The sequence below is a fragment of the Pseudofrankia saprophytica genome, assembly GCF_000235425.2.
In the GTDB taxonomy this organism is placed as follows: domain Bacteria; phylum Actinomycetota; class Actinomycetes; order Frankiales; family Frankiaceae; genus Pseudofrankia; species Pseudofrankia saprophytica.
The window spans coordinates 416,412-442,274 of record NZ_KI912267.1 but is presented as its reverse complement, the minus strand read 5'-3'; the positions used below and the strand labels follow the sequence as shown (position 1 = coordinate 442,274).

Here is a 25,863-nt window from a genome sequence, read left to right as displayed (position 1 = left end):
CGGGCCAGGCCCTCTGCCATGTCCCGCGTGCCTTGTGTGAAGTTCGGCCCGTCCGGGCTTTCGAGGCGGGCCCGGTGGCACATGTGTCGGAGGCGTCGGGTTGAGTAGAGGGATGTCAATGGGCCAGGGCGGGACGGGTGTCCCGGCGAAGCGGGCGGAGGAGGCGCGGCCCGGCGCCGTGGGTGCGGAACGCGACCGGGCGCCCACCGGGCCGGCCTCCGAGCTGCCCACGGCGGTGGCCGCGCGGGGCGAGGCGCCCGGCGGGGCCGCGGAAGCCCACGCCCAGACCCCCGCCCGGACCGGCGCCGACCGGTGGCGGCGGCGGCTGCGCGACCCCGAGACGGGCCGGCCGGTGTGGTGGATCGAGATCCTGATCCTGCTCGCGCTGTACTACTGCTACACCGGGACCCGCGGTTTCGCCGACGGCTCCGTCGACCAGGCGACGAGGACCGGTGAGCGGCTGCTGCGCTGGCAGGCCGACCTCGGGCTGGACATCGAGCTGGGGCTGAACCACTGGCTGCAGACCGTGCCCGCGCTCGCGATCACCTGCTGCTACTACTACGCGACGCTGCACTTCATCGTCACGCCGGTCGTCATCCTCTGGATGCACCGGCGTCACCCGCGTAAGTACTCGCGCGCCCGCTGGACCCTGGCCTTCACCACGATCCTCTGCCTGGTCGGGTTCTTCCTGTTCCCGACGGCGCCGCCCCGGCTGCTGCCGAACGCCGGCTACATCGACACCATGTCCTACTACAGCAACTGGGGCTGGTGGAGCGCCAGCGCGAGCGCCGCCCCGCACGGCCTCGACAAGGTCGCCAACCTGTACGCGGCGATGCCGTCGCTGCACTGTGCCTGGGCGCTGTGGTGCGGGGTCCTGATCGCGCGCAACGCCCGCTGGAAGTGGCTGCGGGTGCTCGGCGCGCTCTACCCGGCGGCCACCGCCTTCGTCGTCATGGCCACCGCGAACCACTACATCCTCGACGCGTTCGCCGGCTGGGCCGTGCTGGGCGTCTCCGCGTTGGCCGCGATGGCGCTCACTCGTCGCTCGTCGCGCCGGTTCGCCGCGCACCGCCCCTCGGCGCCGCCGCTCGAGGCCGTCCCCACTCCGACCGTCGTGGGGCAGCAGCCCGCCGTCGACGCCGAAGCCATCGCCGGAGCGGAGGTCACCGTCGACGCGGAGGCGGCCGCCGACCCGGCGCCCGACGTGTCGGCCGCCGCGGCCGCTCCCGGCCAGCGCCCACCCGGTGAGGCCGCCGAAGGCCTTCCCACTGGTCAGGCGCGCCCGGCCGGCGGGGGCCTCGCGACCCTCACCTGACCTACCACCTGACCGCCCGCCCTCAGGACGAGGACCTGCTCGACGGTCTCGGTGGCCCGCTCCCCGGGCCGGCCTCGTGCCCATGGGTGCCACCTGTCGCGGTGTGCCGGAGTGGCGCGTGCCTGGTCACGGGGTCGATGTGCGACAGTTGCGGCTGTCGTGGTTGATGTCCGGCATCCCGGTGATGCCGGAAAGGGTCGCGTCGACGCGTGCCCGGCAGCCGCGCTCGCCCGCGTCCTCAGCTCGGAGTCCGTTCATGTTCCTGCCCGCCGTGGCGCGCCCGCGCCGTCCTCGGCCGGTCGCGTTCGCCGTCTCGCTGCTGGTCGTCTGGCTGCTGCTCGCGTTGCTGGCGATCGCGGCGCGGCGCGGGCCGATCGAGAAGGACCTGGGGCGGCGGGCGAGCGAGGCGGTGCGCCGGGTTGGCGTGACGCAGGTCGCCGTGACCGTCGCCGGGACGTCGGTCACCCTGCACGGCGACTTCCCGAGCCTCGCCGCCGCTCAGACGGCGCTGCGGGCCGCTCGCGTCGACGGTGTCAGCTCGGCCCAGCTGGGCGCGGACGCGCGCGTCGCCACCCAGGGTTCTGACGGCTCCGGTGGGGCTCCGAGCGGGGACGAGGGCGATGACGGGGCTCGCGGCGCCGGTGGGGGTGACGAGGTGACCAGGGCAGCGCTGGCGGCCGCGGCCAGCGGCCATCCGGTCACGTTCGCGCGCGGCAGCGCCGCGTTGTCGCCGGCTGACCTGGCGGCGCTCGACGGGGTCGCCATCGTCCTGCGCGCGGGCGCGCTACCGGTGGTGGTCGCCGGACACGCCGACAGCACCGGCCCGGCGCCGTACAACGAGGCGCTGTCGGTCCGCCGCGCCGAGGCCGCCGTCGCCTACCTGGTCGGCAGGGGGGTGCCGGCCGCCCGGTTGCGCGCCGTCGGCCTCGGCGAGAGCCACCCGGCCGCCGACAACGCCACCCCGGCAGGGCGCGCCGCCAACCGCCGCGTCGAGATCACGCCCGATCCGAGCGCCTGACGGCCCTGACCGCGCCGGTCCCGCCCTGAGCCGGATGATTGTCGGACGATGGTTCTGTCGTAGTTCCCGCATTGGGCGAAAATCGTCGCCCGTGGTCATTGGACCGGCCTTGGGCATGGTAGGTACACGTCCATGGCGGACTCGAGCATGGGGCTGCACGAACAGCCCGACAAGCTCACACCAGATCTTGTCGACCGGCACCGGGCAATCGTGTCGTTGATGGAGGAACTAGAGGCGGTCGACTGGTACGACCAGCGGGTCTCGGCGGCGACCGATCCCGAGCTCGCCGAGATCCTCGCCCACAACAGGGACGAGGAGAAGGAACACGCGGCGATGACGCTCGAGTGGCTGCGCCGCCAGGACGCGGTACTCGACCAGCAGCTACGGACCTACCTCTTCGCGGACGGCCCGGTGCTGGAGGCCGAGGCGCGGGCCATGAACCGGGACGGCGTCGCCGAGGCGCCGGCCGAGCCGGGCGTGGCCTCGCCAGCGGGGGTCGACTACTCACTTGGCATCGGCGGCCTGAAGGGAAAGTCCGAATGAACCACCTGCTCCGCGGGCACGCGCCGCTGACCGACGAGGCATGGAAGGTCGTCGACGAGGAGGCCCGGACCAGGCTCACGGTCAACCTCGCCGGCCGCAAGCTGGTCGACTTCTCCGGCCCGCACGGCTGGGAGTACTCGGCGACATCGCTCGGGCGTGCCACCCCGGTCGGGACACCCCCGTCGGAGGGGGTGCGAGCCCGGCTGCGCCGGGTGCAGCCGCTGGTCGAGCTGAAGGTCCCGTTCACCCTGGACCGCCGTGAGCTCGAGGACATCGACCGGGGCGCCGACGACGTGGACCTGTCGGCCCTCGAGGACGCCGCCCGGGCGATGGCGACGACCGAGAACTCGTTCATCTTCCACGGCTACCAGGAGGCCGGGATCGTCGGCATCGTCGAGGCGAGCTCGCACACGGCGCTGTCGTTGCCGGACGACACCAACCTCTACCCGCGCACCGTCGCCAAGGCGGTCGCGATGCTGCGCCACGCCGGCATCGGCGGCTCCTACGGTCTCGCGATCGAGCCGGACGGCTTCACGGCCATCGTCGAGACCGCCGAGCACGGTGGCTACCTGCTGCTCGACCACCTGCGCCACATCCTGGACGGGCCGGTGGTGCGCGCTCCGGGCATCCGCGGCGCCGTGGTGCTCAGCCAGCGTGGCGGGGACTTCGTCGTCGAGTCCGGCATGGACCTCTCCGTCGGCTATGCCGGGCACAGCGGGGACGTCGTCGAGCTCTACCTGGAGCAGAGCCTGAGCTTCCGGGTGAACGAGCCGGACGCGGCCGTGGCGTTGAGCCCGGCCTAGGGCGGCCGGGTTCGCGGCGGGCGGGCGAGCGGGCGGGCGATCCTTCGGGGCGTCCGCCCGTCCGCGTTACCGGGCTGGTCGCCGTGCGTAGCGACGGCGTCGGAACGTCACCGGAGGGTCGGGAGGGCGTCGCGGGGCGGCGGGCGGGGCGGGATGTGACGATGTACGCAGCGCGAGACTGATGGTTAGGCTGCCTTGCGTTAGGTGAGCCTAACTGGCACTCTGTATTCGTTAGGGAAGCCTTAGCTTAGGGTTGATCCCAATGCGAGGAACCCGGACAACGAACCCGAAGTGCCTGGTCGGCGGTGGAACACGCCGGCCCGTCCCGCGTGGTGAGGTGCGGTGCTGGTCTGCTCGTGCTTTGCTGTGTCCGACCGGACGCTACGCAGCGTAATCATTGCGGGTGCCCGCGATGCCGACGAGATCGGCGAGCGCTGCGACGCCGGCACCGGATGCGGCGGCTGCCTCGAAGAGATCTCGGAACTCTTGCTGTGTCATCGCGGCGGTGAGCCGGTCGCTGGTACGGCGCGGGCCGCCTGACGCCCGCGCCGGTTGGCCGCTCGACAAGACGCCTACACGGCGTCGTCGAGACGGCCGCTTCCCGTGGTGCGGTGATGAGTGGAGGCCTTGCGTGGTCCGTGGCGACGACGAGGTGATCGAGATCCTGAACGCGGTGCTCACCAACGAGCTCACCGCGATCAACCAGTACTGGCTCCACTACCGGATCCAGGAACACTGGGGCTACCACGGGCTTGCGCACCACTACCGTGACGAGTCCATCGACGAGATGAAGCACGCCGACAAGATCATCCATCGCGTGCTCTACCTCGATGGCCATCCCAACCTGCAGCGGCTGCACACCCTGCGCACGGGCGAGACAGTGCCCGAGATGCTCGAGCTCGACTATGCCCGCGAGCTGGAGAACGTCGAGACGCTCCGCAAGGGTGTGACGCTGGCTCGCGGCAAGTCCGACTTCGGCACCGCCGTCCTCTTCGAGCACCTCATCCACGAGGAGGAGGAGCACATCGACTGGCTGGAGGCTCAGCTCGAGCTGATTCGCCAGGTGACCGCGGCCCAGTACCTCGCCGAGCAGATCCACAAGCACGGCTCCGACTGAGCTCATTTCGCCCAAGATCCCCCTGCCAGGGGAATCTTGGACGATGCGCATGGCGGCCTGAAGCGGCTACGTGGGGTGACCGTTTCGCGCCGCCAAGCGGACCTAACGGAATGTACTCGGACGACTGCCGCTAGACTGCCCAGCGGAGGGCCTGGCCAGCGCAGATGGTCGCGCGGCCGGCAGACGCTGCGCGGGAGGTGCGTTGGTCGCCGCGGTGACTGGGCTGGTGGCCGACGCGGTCTCGGCTGGGCTCCTGGTGGTGAACACCGAGGGCCGGGTCGTCTGGGTCAACGCCGCGCTGGCCGCCGTCGTCGGCGCCGGGTCCGGGGGCCGGGACGAGGGCGGTGACGCCGGCGCCGAGGACCCGAGCGCGGCCGACGGCGTCGGTGACGGCGCTGACGGCGCTGACGACCACGCGGACGAGCGGCTCACCGGGCAGCTGCCAGCGGACCCGCCGGATCCCCGTCGCCGATCCGACCTGGACGCCGGGCTCCGTCGCCCCATAGCCGATCCAGAATCCGGCGACCGGCTGCCCGAGCGCGCCAGGGCGCGTCACGCGGTCGCGGAGGCGCGGCTGCCCCTGTCGGGCCTGGTACCCGGCGCGGCTCCGGTCGACGTCCGCTGGACCGCGCCCGACGGGTCCGCCCGCTGGTTGCGGCTGCGCTGCCAGCCGCTCACGTCGCCCGGCGGCAGCTGGGCGGACGGCCTCACGCTCTACGAGCTCTTCGACGTCACCGCCGGCTATCGGCCGGACACCGCCGTGGGCGGCGACGAAACCTGGCGGGGCACCTCCGAGTGGGACGACGCGGCCTGGGGCCCGAGCGTGGACGCGGCGACCGTCGCCATGGCCCGCCCCGCCGGCAACCTGCCCACGCCCGCGGGCAAGGGTGTCGGCCGGCCCGTCCTCGCGGACGCGGGCTCCTCACCCGTCCCGCCGGCGGTCGCGACGCCTGACCGGCTCGACCGCATCGAGGTGCTCACCCGCACCGGAACCTGGGAGTGGGACCTGGCGACGGGCGAGGTCGCCATGTCCCGCAACCTGCTCGCGCTGCTTGGTTTCGACTCGACCGAGAAGGTCGAGTTCCGCCAGATCCTGACCATGCTGCCACCCGTCGACGAGCGCATGATCCGCGACCATGTCGGCGACGCGATCGAGTCCGTCGGCACGTTCACCTTCGTCCACCGGATCCTCGACCGCGCCGGCCAGGGCGAGCGGGTCTTCGAGTGCCACGGTGAGGCCGTCGCCGACGAGTCCGGGCGGGCGGCGCGCGTCCTCGGCACGGCGCACGACATCACCGACCTGCACCGCGTCCAGCAGGAGCTGGCGAACCTCGCTGAGCGGGACGCACTGACCGGTCTGTTCAACCGGCGGGGCATCACCAGGGAGCTGCGGGAGCACCTCGCCGCGTTCCCCGCCGGCCGCGCCGGATCGCTGCTGATCATCGACGTCGACCATTTCAAGGACATCAACGACCTGCGCGGCCACGCCGTCGGCGACACCGTCATGCGCGGTCTCACCCAGATCCTGCGCGATGAGCTGCCGGCCGCCCTGCTCGGCCGGCTCGGCGGCGACGAGTTCGCCGTCCTGCTGCCGGATGGCGACGGCGAGACCGGCCTCACCGTCGCCGACCAGCTCTGCCAGGCCGTCGCGCGCTCGCCGATCCCGGTCGACGACCTCGCGCTGCGGGTGACCGTCAGCATCGGCGTCGTTCCGCTGGCCACGGTCGAGGACGACACCGCCGCGCTCGCCCAGGCCGACCTCGCCCTCTACGACTCCAAGGGCGCCGGGCGCGACCGCGCCCGGCTCTTCAGCGACGAGCAGTACGAGCAGGCGGCCCGGCGGGTGTCCGTCACCCAGCGGGTGCGTGCCGCCCTGGAGGCCGGCACGCTCGCCGTGGACGCGCTGCCGCTGGTCGACCTCGCCGCCCGCCGGGTCATCGGCTACGAGCTGCTGGTGCGGCTGCGCGACGGGCTCCTCCCGGAGCTGTCGCCGCGGGAGTTCCTCGAGCCGGTCGAGCGGACCGAGCTGGTGCTCCGGCTGGACCGGTGGGTGGTCAGCCAGGCCATCGCCGCGCTCGTCGCCGACGGGCCGCGCGGGCCGCTCTACCTGCACGTCAACATCTCGGCCAGGTCCGTCGAGGACCCGGGCTTCGGTGACTTCGTCCTCGACGCGCTACGGGCCGCCGAGGTGAACCCCGCCAGGCTCGGGCTGGAGATCGCGGAGCGGTCCACGCTGGTGAGCATCGAGCCGGCCCGCCGACTGGCGGAGAAGCTCACCGCGGCCGGTTGCCGATTCATCCTCGACGACTTCGGCGTCGGCATGGGCTCCGTCGTCCACCTGCGCACGCTGCCGTTCAGCGGCATCAAGATCGACGGTGAGTTCGTCCAGCAGGCGGACGTCAACGCGCAGGACATCGCCCTCGTCGACGCCGTCGTGCGGATCGCCCGCACGCTCGGGATGTACACGATCGCGGAGGGCGTCGACCGGGAGTCGCTGGCCAGTGCCCTGGGCGACATCGGCGTCGACTACGCGCAGGGCTTCCACGTCGGGCCGCCGCGCCCGCTCGCCGAGCTGCTCGCCGAGCGTCCCGCGGCCGGCGACCCCGCGGGGCCCGGCCGTGCCGACGCGGACCGTGCCGAGGCCGAGCGGGCCGAGCTCGCGCGCGCGGATCTCGAGCGAGCCGAGTTCGAGCGAGCCGAGCTGGAGCGACTGGAGTTCGAGCGGGCCGAGCTGGAGCGACTGGAGCTGGAGCGAGCCGAGCTGGAGCGACTGGAGTTCGAGCGGGCCGAGCACGCGCGGACCGAGTTCGAGCGCGCGGAGCGTGAGCGGGTCGAGCGTGAGCGGGCCGAGTTCGAGCGGGCCGAGTTCGAGCGGGCCGAGCGTGAGCGGGTCGAGCGTGAAAGGGCTGAGTTCGAGCGGGCCGAGCTGGAGCGCGTGGAGCGGGAACGCACGGAGCTGGAGCGGGTGGAACGCGAGCGCGCCGAGCTGGAGCGCGCGCGGCGTGAGCGCGCAGAGCGTGAGCGGGTCGAGTTCGAGCGGGCGCAGCGGCTGGAACGGGAGCGCGCCGAGCGGGACCGGGCCGAGCGGATCCGCCGTGACCGGCTGGAGGCGGAGCGCCGGCGCGCGGAGAACCGCGGCTCGGTGTCCTGGGAGCGGCCAGGCCTCGGCGACCTCCCGCCCGGTTCGATGCCACCCGCGACCGGGCCGACGTCGCTGACCGGGCCGACGTCGCTGACCTACCCGGCGTTCCCGGGGACGACGCCGCCGGACGACGCCGCCGGACGCGGCCCGGCCGACGCCCAGAGCGCCGGGGGAGCCCCCACCTGGTCCTACGGGCCGGCGACGCCGCCGCCGTACCCGCCGCCGTTCCCGCCCTTCCCCTCGGTAGCGCCGCCGTCCGGCGACGAGGTGCCCGACTACCCGCCGACGGGCGGGTTCGCGCTTGGCGGGCCTCCGAGCGGTCCGTTGTCGATCGGCGGGGCCGCCGGACCCGCCTTTCCCGACCCTGGGCGGGCGGGCGGCGGGTACTCCCGGGGCGGCTTCAACACCGATGGCCTGCCGCCCGACGGCTACCAGGGCGGCGGTTACGGCGGCTACGACGCATCCCGGCGCGACCCGCTAGGGCTCGACCGGGTCGGCTACCTCGGGCGTGACCCGCTGTTCGGCGCCCGGGTTCCCCCGCCGGACGACGGCGGCGACCGACCGGGCGACGACGGCGGCCGACCGGGCGGCGCCTCGGCGACTGGTCGCGAGGGCGGCCCGCGCGGTGGCTGGGACAGGGCGCGTGGCTGGGGCGCCTCCGGCGGTGCCGGACCGGCGCCGTGGGACATCGTGTCCGTGAGCGGAGTCGTCGCCGCGGGCCCCGGACCGGACGCGGGGAACGACACCGGCGGCGGGGGAACCGGTCTGGACATCGGCGGAGGTGTCGGCGGACCGTTCGGCGGCCCGCCTGGCGGCATCGGCCGGGACGCGCCCGGCCCCGGTGTCGGGGATGTGCCCGCGGCTGCGGGCGACGCCGGCCTCGGCGCGGTGTGCGACGGCGATGGCCCCGGCGTCATGGGCGACGGCGCCGACGGGACGGGGTGGCCCACCGCCGGCCAGTCGGGCCCGGCCGCGGGGGAAAGCCCCGACCGCGGCCTCTGGGAGGTCCGGAACACCGAGCTCGGCCGGGAGGCACGTCCAGGTCCGGGCGCCACCACCGGGGAGCCGCCGGGCGAGGACCAGGGCCGCCCGTCCGGCGGCCGGTCCGCGCGCCGCCGACCGGTCGGCGAGGACGGGGCCGTCGGGCGGCGGCGGGTGGGTGGCCGGCAGTGGGCCCGACGGCACACCGCCGACCCGCTCTCGGCGGCCGACGGCGCCAGCGGTGCCGACGGCCCGCCCCAGGAGGAGGGCCCGGCGTCGACGGCGCGGCGCGCGACCGACCCGGGTACCCAGTGGCCGCGAGCCGAGGAACCGGAGACCGACGCCGCCACCGGCCCGCCGCCGGCGGCCCGCGACTCGGCCGAGACCCAGATCGTGACGATCAACAACATCGGTCATCACACCGGCGGCACCGCTGGCGGCCTTTACCGCTGGCCGTAGCTCCCTCGCCAGCGCCGACTCCTGACCGACGGCGGTCGCCGCTGGGGGCCGCCGCTGGGGGGCCGCGCGAACCCAGGACCGGTTCACGGCCTGGTGACAGGTGTAACACGGGGGCGCGCCGGCGGTCGGTGAACGGTATGCGCGCACGTCGGTGAACGGATGTCCGGAACTCGCCCGATGGTGTGGTCGCATTTTGTGAAACGACCTGGAAACAACCGCCTCCCACCGTAACGATCTGGTGAAGGCGGCCCGCAGTGGTGGCGGCTGGATGATAATTGCCCTAACGTCGGAAATTTATTGGTCACGAATTTCTCGCCGGGCGCCGCCCGGAAAAATGACGGGTCGCGCGGATTAACTTCCGGGTAACTCGGGGGTCCCGCCCCGGTAACCGCTCTCCCTACACTGATCGATATCAGCGTCCTAGGGAGGGCAAGGAATTGTTCGGAAAGTCCTGGCGTAGGCTCGCACCGCTCGCGGTGCTGCCCGCTCTCCTGCTCGCGGCCTGTGGGGGGTCGGGGGATTCATCGTCTGACGGCGGTTCGTCGTCGGACACGATCAAGGTCGGCCTGCTGCATTCACTCAGCGGGACCATGGCCATCTCGGAAGTGACGGTCCGGGACTCCGAGCTGCTCGCTATCGAGCAGATCAACGCCAAGGGCGGCGTGCTCGGAAAGAAGCTCGTGCCGGTGGTCGAGGACGGTGCCTCGGACTGGCCGACCTTCGCCGAGAAGGCCCAGAAGCTCATCTCGCAGGACAAGGTGGCCACCGTCTTCGGCGGCTGGACGTCCGCGAGCCGCAAGGCGATGCTGCCGGTGTTCGAGCGCAACAAGGCGCTGTTGTGGTACCCGGTGCAGTACGAGGGCCTGGAGCAGAGCCCGTACATCTTCTACACGGGCGCCACCACCAACCAGCAGATCGTTCCCGCCCTGGACTACCTGAAGGAGCAGGACAAGAAGAAGATCTTCCTGGTCGGTAGCGACTACGTCTTCCCGCGTACCGCCAACAAGATCATCAAGGCCTACGCCGAGGCGAACGGGATGGACATCCTCGGCGAGGAGTACCTCCCGCTGGGCTCCACCGAGGTCTCGACGATCGTCAACAAGGTCCAGCAGGCCAAGCCTGACTTCGTGTTCAACACCCTCAACGGTGACTCGAACGTGGCGTTCTTCAAGCAGCTGAAGTCCGCCGGCATCGGTCCGGACCAGATCCCGACCATGTCCGTGTCCATCGCCGAGGAGGAGGTCAAGGCGATCGGCACCGAGTACCTGGCGGGCCAGTACGTCGCCTGGAACTACTACCAGACGACGGACACCCCGGCGAACACCGAGTTCGTCAAGGCCTTCAAGGCCAAGTACGGCTCCGACAAGGTGACCTCCGACCCGATGGAGGCCGGCTACAACGCGGTCAACCTGTGGGCGGCGGCGGTCACGAAGGCCGGCACCACCGACGTCGAGGCGGTCAAGAAGGCGGCCGGCGGAATCTCGCTCGACCTGCCCGAGGGCAAGGTCACGATCGACGGTCCGACCCAGCACGTCTACAAGACCGCCCGGATTGGTCTTATCGGCGCCGACGGCCAGATCAAGTCGATCTGGGACTCGGGGAGCCCGATCAAGCCCGATCCATACCTGAAGGGCGCGGAGTACCCATGGGCCAAGGGTCTGTCCTCGTAGGCGCGTGGGTTAGATAACAGAGGGCGGTTGATGTGAACGGGTTCCTGAACCAGTTGCCAATCGGGCTGAGTATCGGGGCGGTGCTGCTGCTGGCTGCACTGGGCCTGACATTCACGTTCGGTCAGATGGGCGTCATCAACATGGCGCACGGCGAGTTCATCATGGTGGGCGCCTACACGACGTACATGCTGCAGAGCTGGGCGGGGCACAATGCGGTAATCGCGGCCCTGCCGGTGGCGTTCGTCGTGGCGGGTCTGTTCGGGGTAATTCTCGAACGGACGCTGATCCGCAGGTTCTATGGGCGGCCACTGGACACGCTGTTGCTCACCTGGGGCGTCAGCCTCATCCTGCAGCAGCTGGTTCGGGACCTGATCGACAACCGCGGCGTCCAGGTCGTCGCCCCCGACTGGCTCATCGGGGGCGCCGACGTGGGCGGTATCCGGATTCCCTACAACCGGGTGTACATCTTCTGCCTCGCGGCGGTGTGCCTGGTGGGAATCGGGCTGTACATGAGCAAGACCCCGGCCGGCCGGCGGATGCGGGCCGTGATGCAGAACCGTGAGCTCGCGGCCTGTAGCGCGGTCCGCACCGACCGGGTCGACCAGATCACGTTCTTCATCGGCTCCGGGCTGGCCGGTGTCGCCGGGGTCGCACTGACCCTGGTCGGCACGGTCAGCCCCACCCTCGGCACCAAGTACATCGTCGACGCGTTCCTCGTGGTCGTCGTCGGCGGTCTCGGCCAGCTGCGCGGCGCGCTGATCGCGGCGTTCGCGCTCGGCCTGCTCAACAGCTACGTCGAGTTCTGGTCGAACGCGAGCCTGGCGAAGGTGGTCGTGTTCGTCGCGATCGTCGCCTTCCTGCAGGCTCGCCCCCAGGGCATGTTCGTCCTTCGCAGCCGGGCGCTCACATGAGCGCCCCGCTGACGGCCACGGAGCCGACCGCGGCACCGGAGAACGAGACGGCCGCCGCGAAAGGCGGGTGGCGGGCCCGGCTGGTGACGCCCCAGCTGCCCTGGCGGCTCGTCTTCGTCGCGGTCATCGTGGTCGGCGTGATCGCGCCGTACGTGCTGGACCCGGCGTTCCGCCTGCCGCTGTTCACGAAGTACCTGTGTTACGCCATCGTCGGCATCGGCATCGGCCTCGCCTGGGGCCACGGCGGCATGCTCACCCTCGGTCAGGGCCTGTTCGTCGGCCTCGGCGGCTACTCGATGGGCATGTACCTCAAGCTGCACGACGCCGGTCCCGGCCACGTCCCCGACTTCATGGACTGGAGCGGCGTCGAGAAGCTGCCGGCGTTCTGGGAGCCTTTCCGAAGCCCGGTCGTCGCGATCGCCGCAGTGATCATCCTGCCGATCGTGGTGGCGACGCTGCTGGGTCTGCTGGTGTTCCGCCAGCGGGTGCGCGGCGCCTACTTCGCGATCCTCACGCAGGCGCTCGCCGCTGCCTTCGTGATCCTGCTGATCGGTCAGCAGGGCTACACGGGCGGCACGAACGGCCTGACGAACTTCAGCGGGTTCTTCGGCATCGACACCTACGCCGACCAGGGCCACCGGACGCTGTACTTCATCACCGCCGGCGTGCTGCTGGTCGTCTTCCTGCTGCTGCGCCTGGTGGTCGCGAGCCGGTTCGGCCGGCTGCTGCTGGCGATCCGGGACGGTGAGGACCGCGTCCGTTTCCTCGGCTACGACCCGACCGTCATCAAGACCATCGCGTTCGCGATCTCGGCGGTCACCGCCTCGGTCGGCGGCGCGCTGATCGTGCCGGTGGTCGGCATCGTCAACCCCGGCATGCTCGACATCGTCCCGTCGATCGAGCTGGTGATCGCCGTCGCCGTCGGCGGCCGCTACTCGCTCGCCGGCGCCATCATCGGCGCGGTCGTCGTGAACTGGGCACGGTCGACGTTCTCCGAGGACTACCCGTCGGCCTGGACCTACTTCCAGGGCGCACTGTTCATCGGCGTCATCGCCTTCCTGCCCAGGGGCCTCGCAGGGCTCCTGAAGCAGGTGCGCGAGGGCGCGCCGGTGCTGATGGGACGGCTGGGCATCAAGCCCCCGGCCCGGCCCGGCCCACCCGCCGGCCCACCGGCCGTCGCGCTGGCCGGCGACCACGCGGTGGTCGTGCCCGAGCAGGGCGCGACCAGGCAGGAGGCGGTGTGATGACGACGTCCGAGGAGACCACCACCATTCCGGCCCAGCGTGCCGACGGCGTCGGCGAGGCGCTGCTGGAGGTACGCGGGCTGCGGGTCGTGTTCGACGGGTTCGTCGCCATCAGCGGTATCGACTTCACCGTGAAGCGCGGCGAGCTGCGGTTCCTCATCGGTCCCAACGGCGCCGGCAAGACCACGCTCGTCGACGTCATCACCGGGCTGACGAAGCCCGCCGCCGGCTCGGTGCGCTTCGCCGGGACGGAGCTGGTCGGCCGGCGCGAATACCGGATCGTGAAGCTCGGGATCGGCCGGACGTTCCAGACGGCGACGGTGTTCGAGGACCTGACGGTCCTGGAGAACATAGACCTGGCGGCGAGCTTCCGCATCCCCGTCCCGAAGCTGTTCCTGCGGCGCAAGGGCATCAGCGACCCGGTGGCGCAGGTGCTGGAGACGACGCAGCTCGCCGAGCTGGCGGACCGGAAGGCGGGGATCCTCTCGCACGGCCAGCGGCAGTGGCTGGAGATCGGCATGCTGCTCGCCCAGGACCCCCAGCTGCTGCTCCTCGACGAGCCGGTCGCCGGTATGACGAAGGACGAGCGCGAACGCACCGGCGTGCTGCTTCAGCAGATCGCCGAGGAACGCACCGTCGTGGTCATCGAGCACGACATGGAGTTCCTTCGTCGGTTCGCCAGCGTCGTCACCGTCCTGCACGAGGGCAAGGTCCTGACGGAGGGCACGGTCGCCGAGGTGCAGGCGGACCCGCGGGTCCAGGAGGTCTACCTGGGCCGCAAGAAGGAAGACGACGAGTCTGGTGGGGCGGCCGCGGCCGCGCTTGGGCTGGAGGTCACCCCATGAGTGACGAGCTGATGCTGAAGGTCACCTCGCTGGACGTCGGCTACGGTCGGGCACAGGTCCTCTTCGGCGTGAACCTGGAGGTGCCCGCGGGGGCTCTGGTCTGCGTCATGGGCCGCAACGGCGTCGGCAAGACCACGCTGCTCAACGCCATCATGGGCATCCTGCCTCCCTCCGCCGGCACCATCGAGTTCCAGGGCCAGAACATCACCCGGATCGCGACCTACGACCGGGTGCGGCGGGGGATGGGCTACTGCCCACAGGGTCACGAGACCTTCCCGCAGCTGACCGTCTACGAGAACCTCCAGGTCACCTGGGAGGCGGCCAAGGGCAAGAAGGGCGCGATCGACGAGGCGCTGGACGTGTTCCCGCGCCTGCGGCCGTTCCTGAAGCGCCGCGCGGGCTTCCTCTCCGGCGGCCAGCAGCAGATGCTGGCCATGGCCAGGGCGCTGGTGACCGGGCCGACGATGCTGATCCTCGACGAGCCGACGGAGGGCATCCAGCCGTCCATCGTCGCCGAGATCGAGGAGGTCATCGAGCGGCTGCACACCGAGGTCGGCCTCGCGGTCCTCCTCGTCGAGCAGTACATCGACACCGCGATCAAGCTCGCCGACAGCTTCATCGTCCTCGACGCCGGCCTCGTCGCCCACGCCGGCACCGCCGCCGACCTGCACGACGCGGACCTGGTCCGTCTCCTGGCAGTCTGAGGCGCTCTCGTTGCCGGACGCTCCGCGCCCGCAACCGGGGCGATGATGGGCTGATCGTCGTGGCGGGTCGAGTAGCGCCCATTGCTCGCGAGGCATGATTGCTCGCGAGGCAGGATCTTCATCATGGTTGATCTGGTACTGGTCCGCCACGCCGTCTCGGTCCCACCAATCCGCGACGGTCCGGACGAGTACCAGCGTCCGCTCACCGAGACGGGCCGTGACCAGGCTGGCGCCCTTGTCATGGTCCTCGCGGGCTGCGGTGTTTCGCGAGTCGTATCCAGTCCGTACCTTCGTGCGGTCCAGACCATCGAACCGACCGCGAGGGCTCTGGGACTGCCCGTGCGTCGCCACGGGGAACTCCGAGAGTGGCGGTCAGGTCTGGCTCCGACTCGCGATTGGCAGGCTCACTACGAGTGGAGCTGGGCTCATCCCGATATAGCCATCGACGCGGGCGAGTCACTCACCGCGCTCACCGCTCGGGCGGTGAGCGCGGCTCGTAACCTGGTGGCGTCGGCTGCCCCCCGCACGACGATCCTGGCAGCCACGCACGGCATGTGGATCGCCCGTGTGTTTCTCGGCCTTGGGCTGTCGATCAACTGCGCCTTCTGGTTGTCGATGCCGATGCCCGCGATCTACACGCTCAACTTCGACGGCCCCGACCTACGGCGGATTCTCGGCCCGGGTCTCGAGAACGTCGGGCCGTGAGCAACAGCGCTTGATCCAGTCCTCTGACGTCGGGCGCGGCGACGACGTACCCGTGGCTGGTGGCAGAAAATGATCAATAGCCCTGCGCCAGCCGACCGAAACGCCGCGATCGACGCCACCCGAACAGCCAAGGGCGTCCTGCGCCCGCAGGCGTTCCGCGGAACCGTTGATCTTCGCGTTCCGCGGAACCGTTGATCTTCGCGTTCCGCGGAACCGTTGATCTTCGCGTTCCGCGGAACCGTTGATCTTCGCGTTCCGCGGAACCGTTGATCTTCGCGTTCCGCGGAACCGTTGATCTTCGCGTTCCGCGGAACCGTTGATCTTCGCGTTCCGCGGAACCGTTGATCTTCGCGTTCCGCGGAACCGTTGATCTTCGCGTTCCGCGGAACCGTCCTCACTGGGACGGCGGCAGGTCGGGAGGACCCGAGGGCACGGATACGCGGATCCGCTCGTTCGGTTACCGTTCGTAGCGTGGGTGTGTCGGCGGGTCGTCGCGGGCTGGGCACACGGGGCATGCGTCTCGCCCAAACCCACCGGCGCGCGGCCCGGACCGGCGGCCTGCTGGTCGCCGCGCTGGCCGTGGCGGCGGGCAGCCAGTCGGCGGTCGTGCCAGAGGCGCGGCCGGCGGCCGTGGCCGTGGACCCCTCGTCCCCGCGGCCGCGTCACGAGGACGCGGCGCCGGCGCCGGATCAGCCGGGCAGCCACGGCGTCGGGCATCGCACGGTGACGATCGCCGACGCGGGCCGGCACCGCACGCTGGTCACGTCCGTCTGGTATCCGACGCATGCGCGGCTGCCCGCGCCGCCGGCCGACGGTCGCCCACCGGTGGGCGACGGGGTGCAGCCCGCGCGGTACGAGATCGCGCCGGAGGTGAGCTACCTGTCGCGGGTGGCGGTCGCCGACGCGTCGCCTGAGCGGGGGCCGTTCCCGCTGGTGGTGTTCTCGCACGGCAGCGCCGGCAACCGGGTCCAGTTCGCCTCGCTCGCCGAGACCCTCGCCAGCCACGGGTACGTCGTGGCCGCCCCGGACCACCCGGGCGACACGATGGCCGACGTCGCCGCGGGCCCGAGCGAGTCGCTCGTCGATCTGGCCAGCGACCGCCCGATGGACGTCAGCGTGGTTCTCGACTGGATGCTCTGCCCCGGGCGGCCCTTCGCGCCGATCCTGGCGGCGGACAAGGTCGCGGTCGTCGGCTTCTCCTTCGGCGGCCTGACGGCGGTCGCGTCGTCCGTGGGGCTGCTGCGCGCGCCCGCCGACCCCCGGGTCCGGGTGTCGGTGGGGATCTCGCCGGCCACGGAGGCACTGCCCGCGAACCTGCTGGCGCGGGTGCGGATCCCCACGCTGCTGATCGCCGGCACCGCTGACGGCGTCACGCCGCCCGGGCCGGGTGCGGATCAGACTTTCCGTGAGCTCACCGCGTCGCCCGGCCGGGCGGAGGTGGTCGTCACGGGTGCCACGCACAACTCGTTCGGCGACCTGTGTGACCAGGTCTATCTGACGGCGGACGGACGGGTCCCCGCCGGCATCCGCCTGCGTATGCAGCTGGGAGCGCTGCTGACCTGCCTGCCGCCGCTGGCCGACGCGACGCTCGTCCAGCGGGTGACCCGCTGGTACACCGTCGCCTATCTGGAGCGCCACCTGCGCGGCGACACCCGGTTTGACCGCTACCTCACGCCAGCGGCGGCCAGGGCGCTCCCGCTTCCGGTGACGGTCCGTTCAGCGCGCTGATCTGTTCAGCGCCCCGATCCGTTCAGTGCGCCGATCCGTTCTTCAGTGCCCTGAGCGACGACGAACCGGGCGACGCCGGCCTCAGGCCGACCGGGCGGGTGGGCGCTGGGCGTGGCCCACCGAACGGAGGGCGGGCTGGTGGGTGGCTGCCCGCGGCGTGCCCCGGGTGGCGGCCCGGGTCGTCGAGCGGGCCGGTTCCTCGTCCGGGTCGGCCGCGGCCTCCTCGGCGTCCTCGACCTCGCGCGGCTCTCCGCCGGCCATGAAGCCGTGGGCGCCGCCCGCGTGGGTCCCGTTGCCGTTCGCGTTGCCGTGGGCGCCGAGGCCGCCGAGCTGGTGGCCGGCCTCGCCGCCGCCCCCGTCGCCGTTCGCCCCGGCGGCGCCGTCCCAGATCTCCGGGTCGATGTAGATGGCCCGCGTCATCCCGCCGTGCCCGTGGATGGCGAGCAGGGTCTCCATGTTCGGGTAGATCGTGGTCGACTCCAGCCCGGAGGCCCACCAGAGCACGCAGGTACCGTCCGGTGCCTGGGCGCCGAACGCGACGGCGCCAGTGCCGGAGACCCCGGACACGTCCACGTCCCGCTCGAGCTGGAACCTGCGCACCTGTCGCGCGGACATCGCCTGGGATGACCTCCTCGTGGAGCACGAGCGTCCCCGCGCCGCCCGACCGGTCGCGATGACCGTAGGACTGGCACGGTACCGGCCTCACGGCCGGACTGACGATCCGGGACGGCCAGTCCCAGACCGGTCGGCACACGGTAGCGGCTCAGGCCCGTCCAGGTCATCCCTTTGCGTCTTACGGCCACCATCGTCGCGCGCGGCCGTCGGCCACGCGCAGGTCAGCATGGCGGGCCGGGCGGGCTGGGACCACAGCCGGCGCGCCACCCGGGATCCCCGCCAAGGTCACGTGAGTGGGCGGAAGGAGCCGGTCGGGCGGTCGAAGGCGTCGTGGGTGTAGACGGCGAGCGTCGCGGCGAGGTCGTGAGGCTCCACGCCGTGGGCGGCGAGGGTAAGCCAGAGACCGGACATGAGCATGAGGCAGTGGTGCAGCAGGCACTCGGGATAGCCGGGGATCTGGGTGGTGGCCGCGGCGTAGAAGGCCTGGGCGGCCGCGGCGTCGTCGGTGAGGGCGGCGAGCGCGCCCGCGCGTACCTGCGCGGTCAGGAACTCCCAGACCCGTTCGGTCTCCGGTGCCTGGGGCCCACGCCAGACGCCACCGAACGACAGCTGGCGCAGCACCTCGGTCGGGGCATAGCCGGTGCGCAGGTGCAGCACGACCGCCCAGGAGGCGGTCAGCCAGCACACCGCGCGCAGCGTGGGCATCGGGTCGCCGCCGAGCCGGTCGACCAGGACGCTCTCGGCCTCGGCCCGGGTCGCCGGGTCGAGCCAGCGCAGGACCTCGCGCTCGACCGTGACGATCTCCTCGATCGGCAGGTCCCCGGGGTGCGGACGAGCCAGAGCCGCGGCCCGTCGGGAGATCGTGTCCACGAGTGCCAGCGCGCCTGGCTCAGGAAGTGTCTGCCAGGCAAGACCCGCTGGCGCCATGCCGACACACGCTAGTCCCCGTCACCCCCCTTTCACCATATGGCCAAACGATTCGGCGCGCCGACGGGCGATTCCCCACAGCCCGTGACCCGACCATGACCCGAGCGTCGGGGCCGCGGACGCCGAGTGGCCGCCTGGGCCGGTATCGGTGGCGGCACGCCGGCAGGGCCCCCGACGACCCACGTCAGCGGGTCGTCGGGGGCCCTGTCCGTGGCGGGGGCGAGGCCTCGTGCGGCCGGGTTACCCCGCCGAAGCGGGGTCGGTGGCCCGGACGCCCTCGGTGTCACCCGGGCGGCGCGAGTCGTGCGTGCCCGGACGACGCGGGCCTGGCGGCCCGGGCGTCAGCCGCCGAGGAGGTCGAGGACGGCCGTCGAGGGGAGCTCGTCGGCCGACTCGGCCAGATGGCGGCGCCAGAGTGCCTCGGCGGCGTCCGCCTCGCCTCGCTCGATCAGCTCGACGAGACGGCTGTGGACATCATGGTGATCGGCCAGCGAGCCATGCGTGCCCGCGGTGACGGCGGACCCGGCGGCATCCGGATGGTCGCCCGCGGCCGGCTGGTGGCTGGTCGCGGTGTGCAGGATGTGCCGGAGCATGTTGTCGATCACCGTGAGGGTCTGGTTTCCCCCCAGCTCGACGAGCAGGTGGTGGAAGCCGTTCAGGGAGACCCTTGGGTCGGGCACGGCGCCGTCCACGCCGGCGCCAGCGGCGCCCTGTTGGCCCGCGTCGTACCGGCCGGGACCGCCGGGGCTCGCCTGACCGTCCCGACCGCCGCCGCCGCCGCCGTCGATCGCCGACGCCGACTCGGACAGCGCTGCCCGCAGCCGGCTCAGCACCGGCTGTGCCGGCGCCTCGGCGAGCATCCGGACCGCCGGCGCCTCCAGGGAGGCCCGGGCGCGCTGGACGTCGGCGACGGTGGTGCGGCGGTGCTCGAGGACCAGGCCCGCGTAGCGCGCGGCGACGTGGCCGTCCGGCCGGTGGACCCGGGCGCCTCCGTGGGCCCCCCGGCGGACCGAGATGAGCGCCTCGGACTCCAGTACCCGGAACGCCTCGCGCAGGGTCGGTCTGGAGACCCCGAACTGTTCCATCAGCACGGCCTCAGGTGGCAGCGCGTCGCCTTCGACCAGCTCGCCGCGCACGATCTGACGGCGAAGGTGCGCTGCCACGAGCTCGGCGGTCTTGGGTACCCGCACGTGCCGCCCGACACGCCCGTCGTCGAGCGCGCTGGTCGGGGTCGGGCGCGCGGCGCCGGCCGTGCCGAGGCCGCCAGCCACCCGGGTCACGCGGACCGGGTGCACGGACCGCCGGGCGGTGTCCAGGTTCGTGGCCGGTTGCAGTAACGCCATGACGTCGTCCCCCTGTAGGTGGCGGCGGCCGGCCTGTCGCCAGACCGCGTGGATCGCTGACGCGATGTCGCCGCGAGTCTTACAGGGGGTGTTGTAGTCGCCCGGTTACGGGTTAGGTAATACCACGGTGTGATACGAATAATGTAACACACTGTGAAGATACCTGATTACTATCTGTGTATATCGATGGAGCGCTGACCGTCGACGGTCCCAGGCTGGCGGCCCTTGCCGATGGCTGACGACCTGCGATTCTATGGCTGCGAACGGTGATGGGCGCTCAGGGCGACCATGGTCCGGGCGAGCACGCTCGGTGGCGCATCGGCGGGTCCGAGTTCCACGTCGACCACAGCCAGTCGCCGCCCGACATGTCGGACCGTGGCCACGGCCGCCACGTCGTCCTCCAGTGGCAGTGACCGGATCACCGTCAGGTCCAGCGACAGGACGTGGACGGCGGACCCGGTCGGCAGCCGGCGGGTGAGCGCGGTGCTGACCGCCGCGTCCGCGAGCGCGCAGCAGGCGGCCGCGTGGAACCGGCCGAGCCGGTTCGCGAGCCAGCCGGCCGGTGGCAGGCGCAGCAGCAGCCGGTCGCCGTCGCCGTGGACCTCCGCGCCGAGCGCGCCGAGCAGTGGGTGCGACGGGGGCAGGTGGCTGACCGACGCGCGGCCGACTGGCCCGCCCGGCACCGCGCTCCCGGCGGTGACGCCCCCCACGGGCACCGGGTCCGCCGGATGATCCTGGCCACTGCCGACGGGCTCGGCCGAGTGGCTGGCCGCGGAGGTGCCAGCATCCGACGCCGACGCCGACGCCGACGGCGCTGGTGACGCCGACGCCGACGGTGACGAGTCGGCCGGGCGGACGATCGCGCAGATCGCGGACGCCTCGGCCAGCGGGCGGCCGTCGGGCGTACTGATCGTCGCGGTCGCGCGCCGCAGCCGAGCCTCCGGCTCGTCGCCGTCGCCAGCGGCGACCGAGGCCTCGGCGCGCAGCCGGACCGGCCGTTCGCGCTGGCGGGCTGCCACCGGGTCGGGGACGAACATCGACGCCGGCGGGCGCGCCTCGTCGGCGTCGTCCGCGTCGGGCCAGCCGGCGACCGGACCCTGGGTACGCAGCTGCAGGGCGGTGGTCACGGTCAGGTCGCCGGGGCGCAGGGAGGTTCCGGCGGCGGAGGCGAGCGCCATCTCGGCGAGGGCGGCGACGGCGGTGGTGCTGAGCCGCGGGCCGGGCGTCGGGCCGGTCAGCCACGCGGGGACGGTCATCGTGAGGCTGGCGAGCCCCTCCGCGGCCGTGAGCACCCGGGTGCCGGCCGCGTCCCCGAACGGGTCGCCGGGCGGCGCGCCCATCTCCTCGGTCAACTCTGTCTCTGTCTCGGCGAGCTCCGCCCGGCCGCGCTCCACCTCGGCTGGCACCGGATCGGCCGGCGGCGGGGGGCTGGCGGGGTGATCGGCCGCTCCGGAGAGATGACGCGACCAGTTGCCCAGCCGCCGCAGGCTCTCCAGCCGCTCGGCGCCGCCGGCCACGGCGAGGCCGTCGGCGCTGGGGAGCTCGTCGGAAAGCGAGCGGGCGTCGGCTGCTGGCGCGTCGTCGGCGGCCAGGATGCCCGCCTCGTCCCCGATCACGGGGTTCTGTCTAGCAGGATCGAGCCGTCACCAGAACGACCGCCCTTGCCCGGGTGACCGGTATCACGTTTGAGAACTCTTCGGATACCTAGAGTGCCGCCAATGTCGTAGCTATTTCTGCTTTATGTCTGATTAGCCGGAATAGCCGGGCTCGCGATCCCGGCTCCGGACGGACGGAGTGGCGGAACCGGCCGAGGGGGCCGGTTCCGCGGCCCGTCCCCGCCGATCCCGTCCTTCAGGCGGAACCGGCGGGGCGACGAGACGCGGGAGGGCGAGCTGGCGGCGGACGGAGTCACGCGGCGACGGGCGTGAACTCCTCGGCCTCGAGGGTCACGGCGACGGCGTGGACCACGGAGGCGATCCGGAGCGCGTCCTGGACGACCTCGCGGGTCACCCCCCGGCCGCGCAGCTCGTGCTCGTGTGCCTGCAGGCAGCGGCCACAGCCGTTGACCGCGGAGGCCGCGAGCGACCACAGCTCGAAGTCGACCTTGTCGACGCCCGGGTTGGCGATCGCGTTCATCCGCAGCCCGGCCCGCATCCGGTCGTACTCCTCGTCCTCGAGGAGGTGCAGCGACCGGTAGTACACGTTGTTCATCGCCATCAGCGCGGCGGCGGTCCTGGCCGCGCGGTAGGCCTCCGGCGACAGGTGCTCGCGTACCTGTGCGTCGAGCTCGGCGATGACGGTACGGCCTCGGCTGGCGAGCGCGGCGGTCAGCACCGTGCCCCACAGCTGCCGCTCGGTGAGCTGGGTCTGGCTGGTGACCGAGCCCAGGTTGAGCCGCAGGTCCTTGGCGTACTCGGGCAGCGCGGCGCGCAGCGTCTCGACGCTCATCAGGCGGCCACCTCCACCTTGCCCTGCTCGGGAACGATCTTGCCGCCGACCGACAGGGTGTTCTGGCCCTTCTGCCAGTTGCAGGGGCACAGCTCGTCGGTCTGGAGCGCGTCGAGCACCCGCAGGACCTCGTTCGGGTTACGGCCGACGCTGCCGGCGGTGACCATGGTGAACTGGATCACGCCGTCCGGGTCGATGACGAAGGTCGCCCGCTGCGCGACGCCGTCATCACCGAGGACGCCGGCCGCCGCCGTGAGCTCCTTCTTGATGTCGGCGAGCATCGGGAACGGCAGGTCGCGCAGGTCCTCGTGGTTCTGGCGCCATGCCAGGTGGACGAACTCGCTGTCGGTGGAGACGCCGAGGATCTGGGCGTCCCGGTCGGCGAACTCCTCGTTGAGTCGCCCGAACGCGGCGATCTCGGTCGGACAGACGAAGGTGAAGTCCTTCGGCCAGAAGAAGACGACGCGCCACTGGCCGGAACGGCTGGCGGAGGTCTCCTGGACGAACGCGGTGTCGGCGTCGTTGGAGACGACGGCGGTCAGGTCGTATGTGGGGAAAGCGTCACCGACGGTAAGCACGGTAGTGGGTGTCCTGTCTCTCGGCTGATCCACAAGAGGTCGTCAGTCCACTGTGGATCGTCCCGACCTAGAAGAGAAATCGAAAGATTCCGAAGAACTGATAGTGTTTCCCTATGGCCAAGCCTCAGCCCACGCTGGCTCAGCTGCGCGCGCTCGTCGCCGTGGCCGAGCACCGCCACTTCGGCCGAGCCGCCGCCGCCCTGCACGTCAGCCAGCCGACGCTGTCCAGCGCCGTCGCCGCGCTGGAGAAGACGATGGGCGTCCAGCTCGTGGAGCGCACCACCCGCAGCGTGCTGCTGACCCCCGTCGGAGACGAGGTCGTCCGCCGCGTCGGCGACGTGCTCACCGCCGTCGACGACATCGTGACGGTGGCGCTGCGTGCCCAGGCCCCGCTCACCGGCGACATCACGCTCGGTGTCATCCCGACGGTCGCGCCGTACCTGTTGCCGCGGCTCATGCCGATGCTGCGCGGCCTGCGGCCGGACGCCAGATTCGCGCTGCGGGAGGAGCAGACCGCCCCGCTGCTGGCCAGCCTGCGCGCCGGCGCGACCGACGTCGCGCTGCTGGCCCTGCCGATCGAGGAGCGGGGGATCGCCGAGATCCCCATCTACGACGAGGACTTCGTGCTCGTGACCCCCGACGGCCACCCGCTGGCCGGCGCCGGGGCCGTACCGGTCGCGGCACTCGGCGGCCAGGACCTGCTGCTGCTCGAGGACGGCCACTGCTTCCGGGCGCAGGCGCTCGAGGTCTGCCAGGAGGCCGGCGCGCGCGAGCGCTCCTCGCTGCGGGCGGCGAGCCTGTCGACCGTCGTGCAGATGGTCGCCGGCAACCTCGGCGTCACGCTGCTGCCCGCCTCCGCCGTCACCGTCGAGGTCGGCGAGGGCCGGGGCAGGGGGCTCGCCGTGGCCACCTTCCGCACCCCGGCGCCGCGGCGGCGGATCGGCCTCGCCTACCGCGAGACCTCGGCCCGCGCCCGGGACTGGTCCCTGCTCGCCGCCGACGTTCGGGCCTCGCTGCCCGGCACCGCCCTACCGCTAGCCTCGGTCGCCGCCTGACGGCGGAGCCACAGGGGGCGGAGCCACGGGTGAGGTCGGTGAGGGCCCCCGCGGCGGCGCGGGCCGCGCGGGGGGCGGCGTCAAGGTGACCGGGGTGACGGCGCACTGCCAGCGGGGGCCCAACGTGATCGTGAGGACGGTCGGCTCGGCGTGGTCGACCTGGAGCGTGACGTGGTCGATGTGCCAGCGTTCCCGCAGCAGCAGCCGCGCCGTGTTCTGGACCCGGTGGCAGTCACCGCCCTCGTCCACCAGCAGGTGCGCGGACAGCGCCGGCAGGCCGGACGTGACCTCCCAGACGTGCAGGTCGTGCACGTCGGCCACCTCGTCGATCGAGGCGAGCGCCTGGCCGATCTCGGCCGGGTCGACGCCGACCGGCGCCGCCTCCATGAACACCCGGCCGGTGTCGCGGATCAGCCCGGCCCCGGCGCGGACCATCAGGCCGGCGACGACCAGCGCCGCCAGCGGGTCGGCCCGGGTGAAGCCGGTCAGTATGATCACCAGCCCGGCGGCGGCCGTCGCGATGAACGCGAACAGGTCGGTGAGCACGTGCTGGAAGGCGCCCTCGACGTTCAGGCTGCGCCGGTCGGCACGGGCCAGCAGCGCCGTCGCGGCGACGTTGACCACGACGCCCACCAGCGCCGTGACGAGCACCGGGACGCCGGACACCTCGTTCGGGTGCGCCAGGCGCTGGCCGGCCTGGACGGCGAGCACCGCGGCGAGCGCCAGCAGCGCGAAGCCGTTCGCCTGTGCCGACAGGATCTCCACCCGCCGCCACCCGTAGGTGAGGCGCCCGCCGGCCGGCCGGGCCGCCAGCCGCATCGCGACCAGCGCCAGCACCAGCGCGCCGGCGTCGGTGAGCATGTGCGCCGCGTCGGAGAGCAGCGCGACCGAGCCGGCGATGATGCCGACGACGACCTCCACCAGCAGGAAGCCGCCGATCAGCGCGAGCGCCGCCCACAGCAGCCGCGCGTCCGCCGTCGCCGACGGTCGGTGCACATGCGCGCCGTGCCCGTGCCCACCGTGCCCGTGCCCACCGTGCCCGTGCCCACCGTGCCCGTGATCACCGTGCCCGTGATCACCGGATCCGTGATCGCGGTGCTCGGGCTCGGGGCGCCCGTCCTGACGGCCCTCGTACTGGTGGTTCTCGTGATCGTGGTGCTCGTCCTCGTGGTGCTCGTACCGGTCGGGGGTCGCGTAGCCGTCGCGGGGTGGATGGCCTGCGTGAGCGCCGGTGCGGGGCCCCGTGGTTCCTCGCCCGCCCGCCGGGTCCGCGATCGGGTCGTCCGTGCGGGGACGGTCGTCGCGGGGAGTGCCGCCTCGCTGGCCCGCGAGCGCGCGGGCGCCGTCGGCTCCCGTCCCGTCCTGGATGCTCACGGGTGCGCGGGCCTCGCGGGAACGCGCCGGCCGGCCGTGCGCGCCGCAATTTCCCGGACCTCCGTCGGAATGCGCGCCGATTCGGTTTCCGAAACCATTTTCATTGCATTCGGACCGGTATTCGCGGGCATGCTCGCAACACTACGCCGCGGGCGCGCGGAGCCGGACCGTTCGCGGTGGCTACCGCTGCTCGTGACGGCCGCCAAGCCCTGCGCGGGTCTGCCGGCCGCCGGGTGGAGGCCTGCTCGACGCCTCCGTCTCGACGCCTCCGTGCGGCCCTGCCCGGCGGTGCCGGGGCACCAGACAAAGTGGCAAACTGTTAACATTGTCACCTATCG

At 72.3% G+C, this 25,863-nt stretch carries 22 protein-coding genes; 15 read left to right on the top strand and 7 right to left on the bottom strand.

All coding sequences use genetic code 11. From position 1 onward, the window contains the following. Positions 1-112: 112 nt before the first annotated feature. The 14 genes from FRCN3DRAFT_RS47975 (at position 113) to FRCN3DRAFT_RS0236330 (ending at position 17,185) form a co-directional block, all read left to right on the top strand. Positions 113-1,315 carry a phosphatase PAP2 family protein gene (locus FRCN3DRAFT_RS47975; RefSeq protein ID WP_106410589.1) on the top strand — a complete coding sequence of 401 codons (1,203 nt, stop codon included), beginning with the start codon at positions 113-115 and terminating at the stop codon, positions 1,313-1,315. Between the two features lie 256 nt (positions 1,316-1,571). Next, positions 1,572-2,333 (top strand): OmpA family protein, encoded by a 762-nt coding sequence (locus FRCN3DRAFT_RS50220; RefSeq protein ID WP_007516163.1) that lies wholly within the window; start codon positions 1,572-1,574, stop codon positions 2,331-2,333. Positions 2,334-2,465: 132 nt separating this feature from the next. Then, complete coding sequence (locus FRCN3DRAFT_RS0236385) at positions 2,466-2,876, top strand: encapsulin-associated ferritin-like protein (RefSeq protein ID WP_027141257.1); 411 nt, start codon at positions 2,466-2,468, stop codon at positions 2,874-2,876. Beyond that, a complete protein-coding gene (locus FRCN3DRAFT_RS0236380) occupies positions 2,873-3,679 on the top strand; it encodes a family 1 encapsulin nanocompartment shell protein (protein WP_007516161.1) in 807 nt (268 codons plus the stop codon). Before FRCN3DRAFT_RS0236385 ends, FRCN3DRAFT_RS0236380 begins: the two co-directional genes overlap by 4 nt. Before the next feature lie 342 nt (positions 3,680-4,021). After that, positions 4,022-4,219 (top strand): (2Fe-2S)-binding protein, encoded by a 198-nt coding sequence (locus FRCN3DRAFT_RS0236375; protein WP_027141256.1) that lies wholly within the window; start codon positions 4,022-4,024, stop codon positions 4,217-4,219. Positions 4,220-4,310: 91 nt separating this feature from the next. After that, entirely contained in the window at positions 4,311-4,796 is a 486-nt protein-coding gene (gene bfr, locus FRCN3DRAFT_RS0236370; RefSeq protein WP_007516160.1) for a bacterioferritin, read from the top strand. Positions 4,797-5,010: 214 nt separating this feature from the next. Further along, positions 5,011-9,378 carry an EAL domain-containing protein gene (locus FRCN3DRAFT_RS0236365; RefSeq protein ID WP_232794361.1) on the top strand — a complete coding sequence of 1,456 codons (4,368 nt, stop codon included), beginning with the start codon at positions 5,011-5,013 and terminating at the stop codon, positions 9,376-9,378. Positions 9,379-9,854: 476 nt separating this feature from the next. Then, positions 9,855-11,048 (top strand): urea ABC transporter substrate-binding protein, encoded by a 1,194-nt coding sequence (urtA, locus tag FRCN3DRAFT_RS0236360; protein ID WP_269799873.1) that lies wholly within the window; start codon positions 9,855-9,857, stop codon positions 11,046-11,048. A 32-nt stretch (positions 11,049-11,080) separates the two neighbouring features. Continuing rightward, positions 11,081-11,959, top strand: a complete 879-nt coding sequence (gene urtB, locus FRCN3DRAFT_RS0236355) for an urea ABC transporter permease subunit UrtB (RefSeq protein WP_007516156.1) — start codon at positions 11,081-11,083, stop codon at positions 11,957-11,959. Further along, positions 11,956-13,203, top strand: coding sequence for an urea ABC transporter permease subunit UrtC (gene urtC / locus FRCN3DRAFT_RS0236350; RefSeq protein ID WP_007516155.1), 1,248 nt, complete (start codon positions 11,956-11,958; stop codon positions 13,201-13,203). The genes urtB and urtC overlap by 4 nt, the downstream gene beginning before the upstream one ends. Further along, a complete protein-coding gene (gene urtD / locus FRCN3DRAFT_RS0236345; RefSeq protein WP_007516154.1) occupies positions 13,203-14,048 on the top strand; it encodes an urea ABC transporter ATP-binding protein UrtD in 846 nt (281 codons plus the stop codon). The genes urtC and urtD overlap by 1 nt, the downstream gene beginning before the upstream one ends. Then, on the top strand, positions 14,045-14,752 hold the full coding sequence (gene urtE / locus FRCN3DRAFT_RS0236340) for an urea ABC transporter ATP-binding subunit UrtE (protein WP_007516153.1): 708 nt from the start codon (positions 14,045-14,047) through the stop codon (positions 14,750-14,752). Before urtD ends, urtE begins: the two co-directional genes overlap by 4 nt. Before the next feature lie 123 nt (positions 14,753-14,875). After that, complete coding sequence (locus FRCN3DRAFT_RS0236335) at positions 14,876-15,457, top strand: histidine phosphatase family protein (RefSeq protein WP_007516152.1); 582 nt, start codon at positions 14,876-14,878, stop codon at positions 15,455-15,457. Positions 15,458-15,928: 471 nt separating this feature from the next. After that, entirely contained in the window at positions 15,929-17,185 is a 1,257-nt protein-coding gene (locus FRCN3DRAFT_RS0236330) for an alpha/beta hydrolase family protein (RefSeq protein ID WP_232794358.1), read from the top strand. 81 nt (positions 17,186-17,266) lie between these two features. Here FRCN3DRAFT_RS0236330 and FRCN3DRAFT_RS47965 read toward each other — a convergent pair whose 3' ends face one another. The 6 genes from FRCN3DRAFT_RS47965 to FRCN3DRAFT_RS0236300 all read right to left on the bottom strand — a co-directional run bounded on the left by FRCN3DRAFT_RS47965 (position 17,267) and on the right by FRCN3DRAFT_RS0236300 (position 23,096). Next, complete coding sequence (locus tag FRCN3DRAFT_RS47965) at positions 17,267-17,800, bottom strand: hypothetical protein (protein WP_007516150.1); 534 nt, start codon at positions 17,798-17,800, stop codon at positions 17,267-17,269. Positions 17,801-18,085: 285 nt separating this feature from the next. Beyond that, complete coding sequence (locus tag FRCN3DRAFT_RS0236320; RefSeq protein ID WP_007516149.1) at positions 18,086-18,727, bottom strand: hypothetical protein; 642 nt, start codon at positions 18,725-18,727, stop codon at positions 18,086-18,088. 341 nt (positions 18,728-19,068) lie between these two features. Beyond that, the gene (locus FRCN3DRAFT_RS0236315; protein ID WP_007516148.1) at positions 19,069-20,070 is read right to left on the bottom strand and encodes a FadR/GntR family transcriptional regulator; all 1,002 of its coding nucleotides are present in this window, start codon (positions 20,068-20,070) and stop codon (positions 19,069-19,071) included. A gap of 251 nt (positions 20,071-20,321) precedes the next feature. Next, the gene (locus FRCN3DRAFT_RS47960; protein WP_007516147.1) at positions 20,322-21,686 is read right to left on the bottom strand and encodes a PaaI family thioesterase; all 1,365 of its coding nucleotides are present in this window, start codon (positions 21,684-21,686) and stop codon (positions 20,322-20,324) included. A gap of 292 nt (positions 21,687-21,978) precedes the next feature. Next, on the bottom strand, positions 21,979-22,518 hold the full coding sequence (gene ahpD, locus FRCN3DRAFT_RS0236305; RefSeq protein WP_007516146.1) for an alkylhydroperoxidase, AhpD family: 540 nt from the start codon (positions 22,516-22,518) through the stop codon (positions 21,979-21,981). Next, positions 22,518-23,096: a peroxiredoxin gene (locus tag FRCN3DRAFT_RS0236300; RefSeq protein WP_007516145.1), complete on the bottom strand. Its 579-nt coding sequence runs from the start codon at positions 23,094-23,096 to the stop codon at positions 22,518-22,520. The genes ahpD and FRCN3DRAFT_RS0236300 overlap by 1 nt, the downstream gene beginning before the upstream one ends. A 113-nt stretch (positions 23,097-23,209) precedes the next feature. On the opposite strand from FRCN3DRAFT_RS0236300, the gene FRCN3DRAFT_RS0236295 reads away from it, so the two are divergent. After that, positions 23,210-24,151 (top strand): hydrogen peroxide-inducible genes activator, encoded by a 942-nt coding sequence (locus tag FRCN3DRAFT_RS0236295; protein ID WP_007516144.1) that lies wholly within the window; start codon positions 23,210-23,212, stop codon positions 24,149-24,151. On the opposite strand, the gene FRCN3DRAFT_RS47955 is transcribed toward FRCN3DRAFT_RS0236295, so the two are convergent. Further along, positions 24,131-25,525, bottom strand: coding sequence for a cation diffusion facilitator family transporter (locus FRCN3DRAFT_RS47955; RefSeq protein WP_007516143.1), 1,395 nt, complete (start codon positions 25,523-25,525; stop codon positions 24,131-24,133). The genes FRCN3DRAFT_RS0236295 and FRCN3DRAFT_RS47955 overlap by 21 nt on opposite strands. Positions 25,526-25,863: the final 338 nt, after the last annotated feature.

What these genes read in the sequence shown, in the direction of transcription:
- ahpD (WP_007516146.1), bottom strand. Translation starts at nt 22,518, where the DNA reads ATGAGCGTCGAGACGCTGCGCGCCGCGCTGCCCGAGTACGCCAAGGAC.
- FRCN3DRAFT_RS0236380 (WP_007516161.1), top strand. Translation starts at nt 2,873, where the DNA reads ATGAACCACCTGCTCCGCGGGCACGCGCCGCTGACCGACGAGGCATGG.
- FRCN3DRAFT_RS0236315 (WP_007516148.1), bottom strand. Translation starts at nt 20,070, where the DNA reads ATGGCGTTACTGCAACCGGCCACGAACCTGGACACCGCCCGGCGGTCC.
- urtD (WP_007516154.1), top strand. Translation starts at nt 13,203, where the DNA reads ATGACGACGTCCGAGGAGACCACCACCATTCCGGCCCAGCGTGCCGAC.
- urtE (WP_007516153.1), top strand. Translation starts at nt 14,045, where the DNA reads ATGAGTGACGAGCTGATGCTGAAGGTCACCTCGCTGGACGTCGGCTAC.
- urtC (WP_007516155.1), top strand. Translation starts at nt 11,956, where the DNA reads ATGAGCGCCCCGCTGACGGCCACGGAGCCGACCGCGGCACCGGAGAAC.
- FRCN3DRAFT_RS0236320 (WP_007516149.1), bottom strand. Translation starts at nt 18,727, where the DNA reads ATGGCGCCAGCGGGTCTTGCCTGGCAGACACTTCCTGAGCCAGGCGCG.
- FRCN3DRAFT_RS47975 (WP_106410589.1), top strand. Translation starts at nt 113, where the DNA reads ATGTCAATGGGCCAGGGCGGGACGGGTGTCCCGGCGAAGCGGGCGGAG.
- FRCN3DRAFT_RS50220 (WP_007516163.1), top strand. Translation starts at nt 1,572, where the DNA reads ATGTTCCTGCCCGCCGTGGCGCGCCCGCGCCGTCCTCGGCCGGTCGCG.
- FRCN3DRAFT_RS0236295 (WP_007516144.1), top strand. Translation starts at nt 23,210, where the DNA reads ATGGCCAAGCCTCAGCCCACGCTGGCTCAGCTGCGCGCGCTCGTCGCC.
- FRCN3DRAFT_RS0236335 (WP_007516152.1), top strand. Translation starts at nt 14,876, where the DNA reads ATGGTTGATCTGGTACTGGTCCGCCACGCCGTCTCGGTCCCACCAATC.
- FRCN3DRAFT_RS47965 (WP_007516150.1), bottom strand. Translation starts at nt 17,800, where the DNA reads ATGTCCGCGCGACAGGTGCGCAGGTTCCAGCTCGAGCGGGACGTGGAC.
- FRCN3DRAFT_RS0236385 (WP_027141257.1), top strand. Translation starts at nt 2,466, where the DNA reads ATGGCGGACTCGAGCATGGGGCTGCACGAACAGCCCGACAAGCTCACA.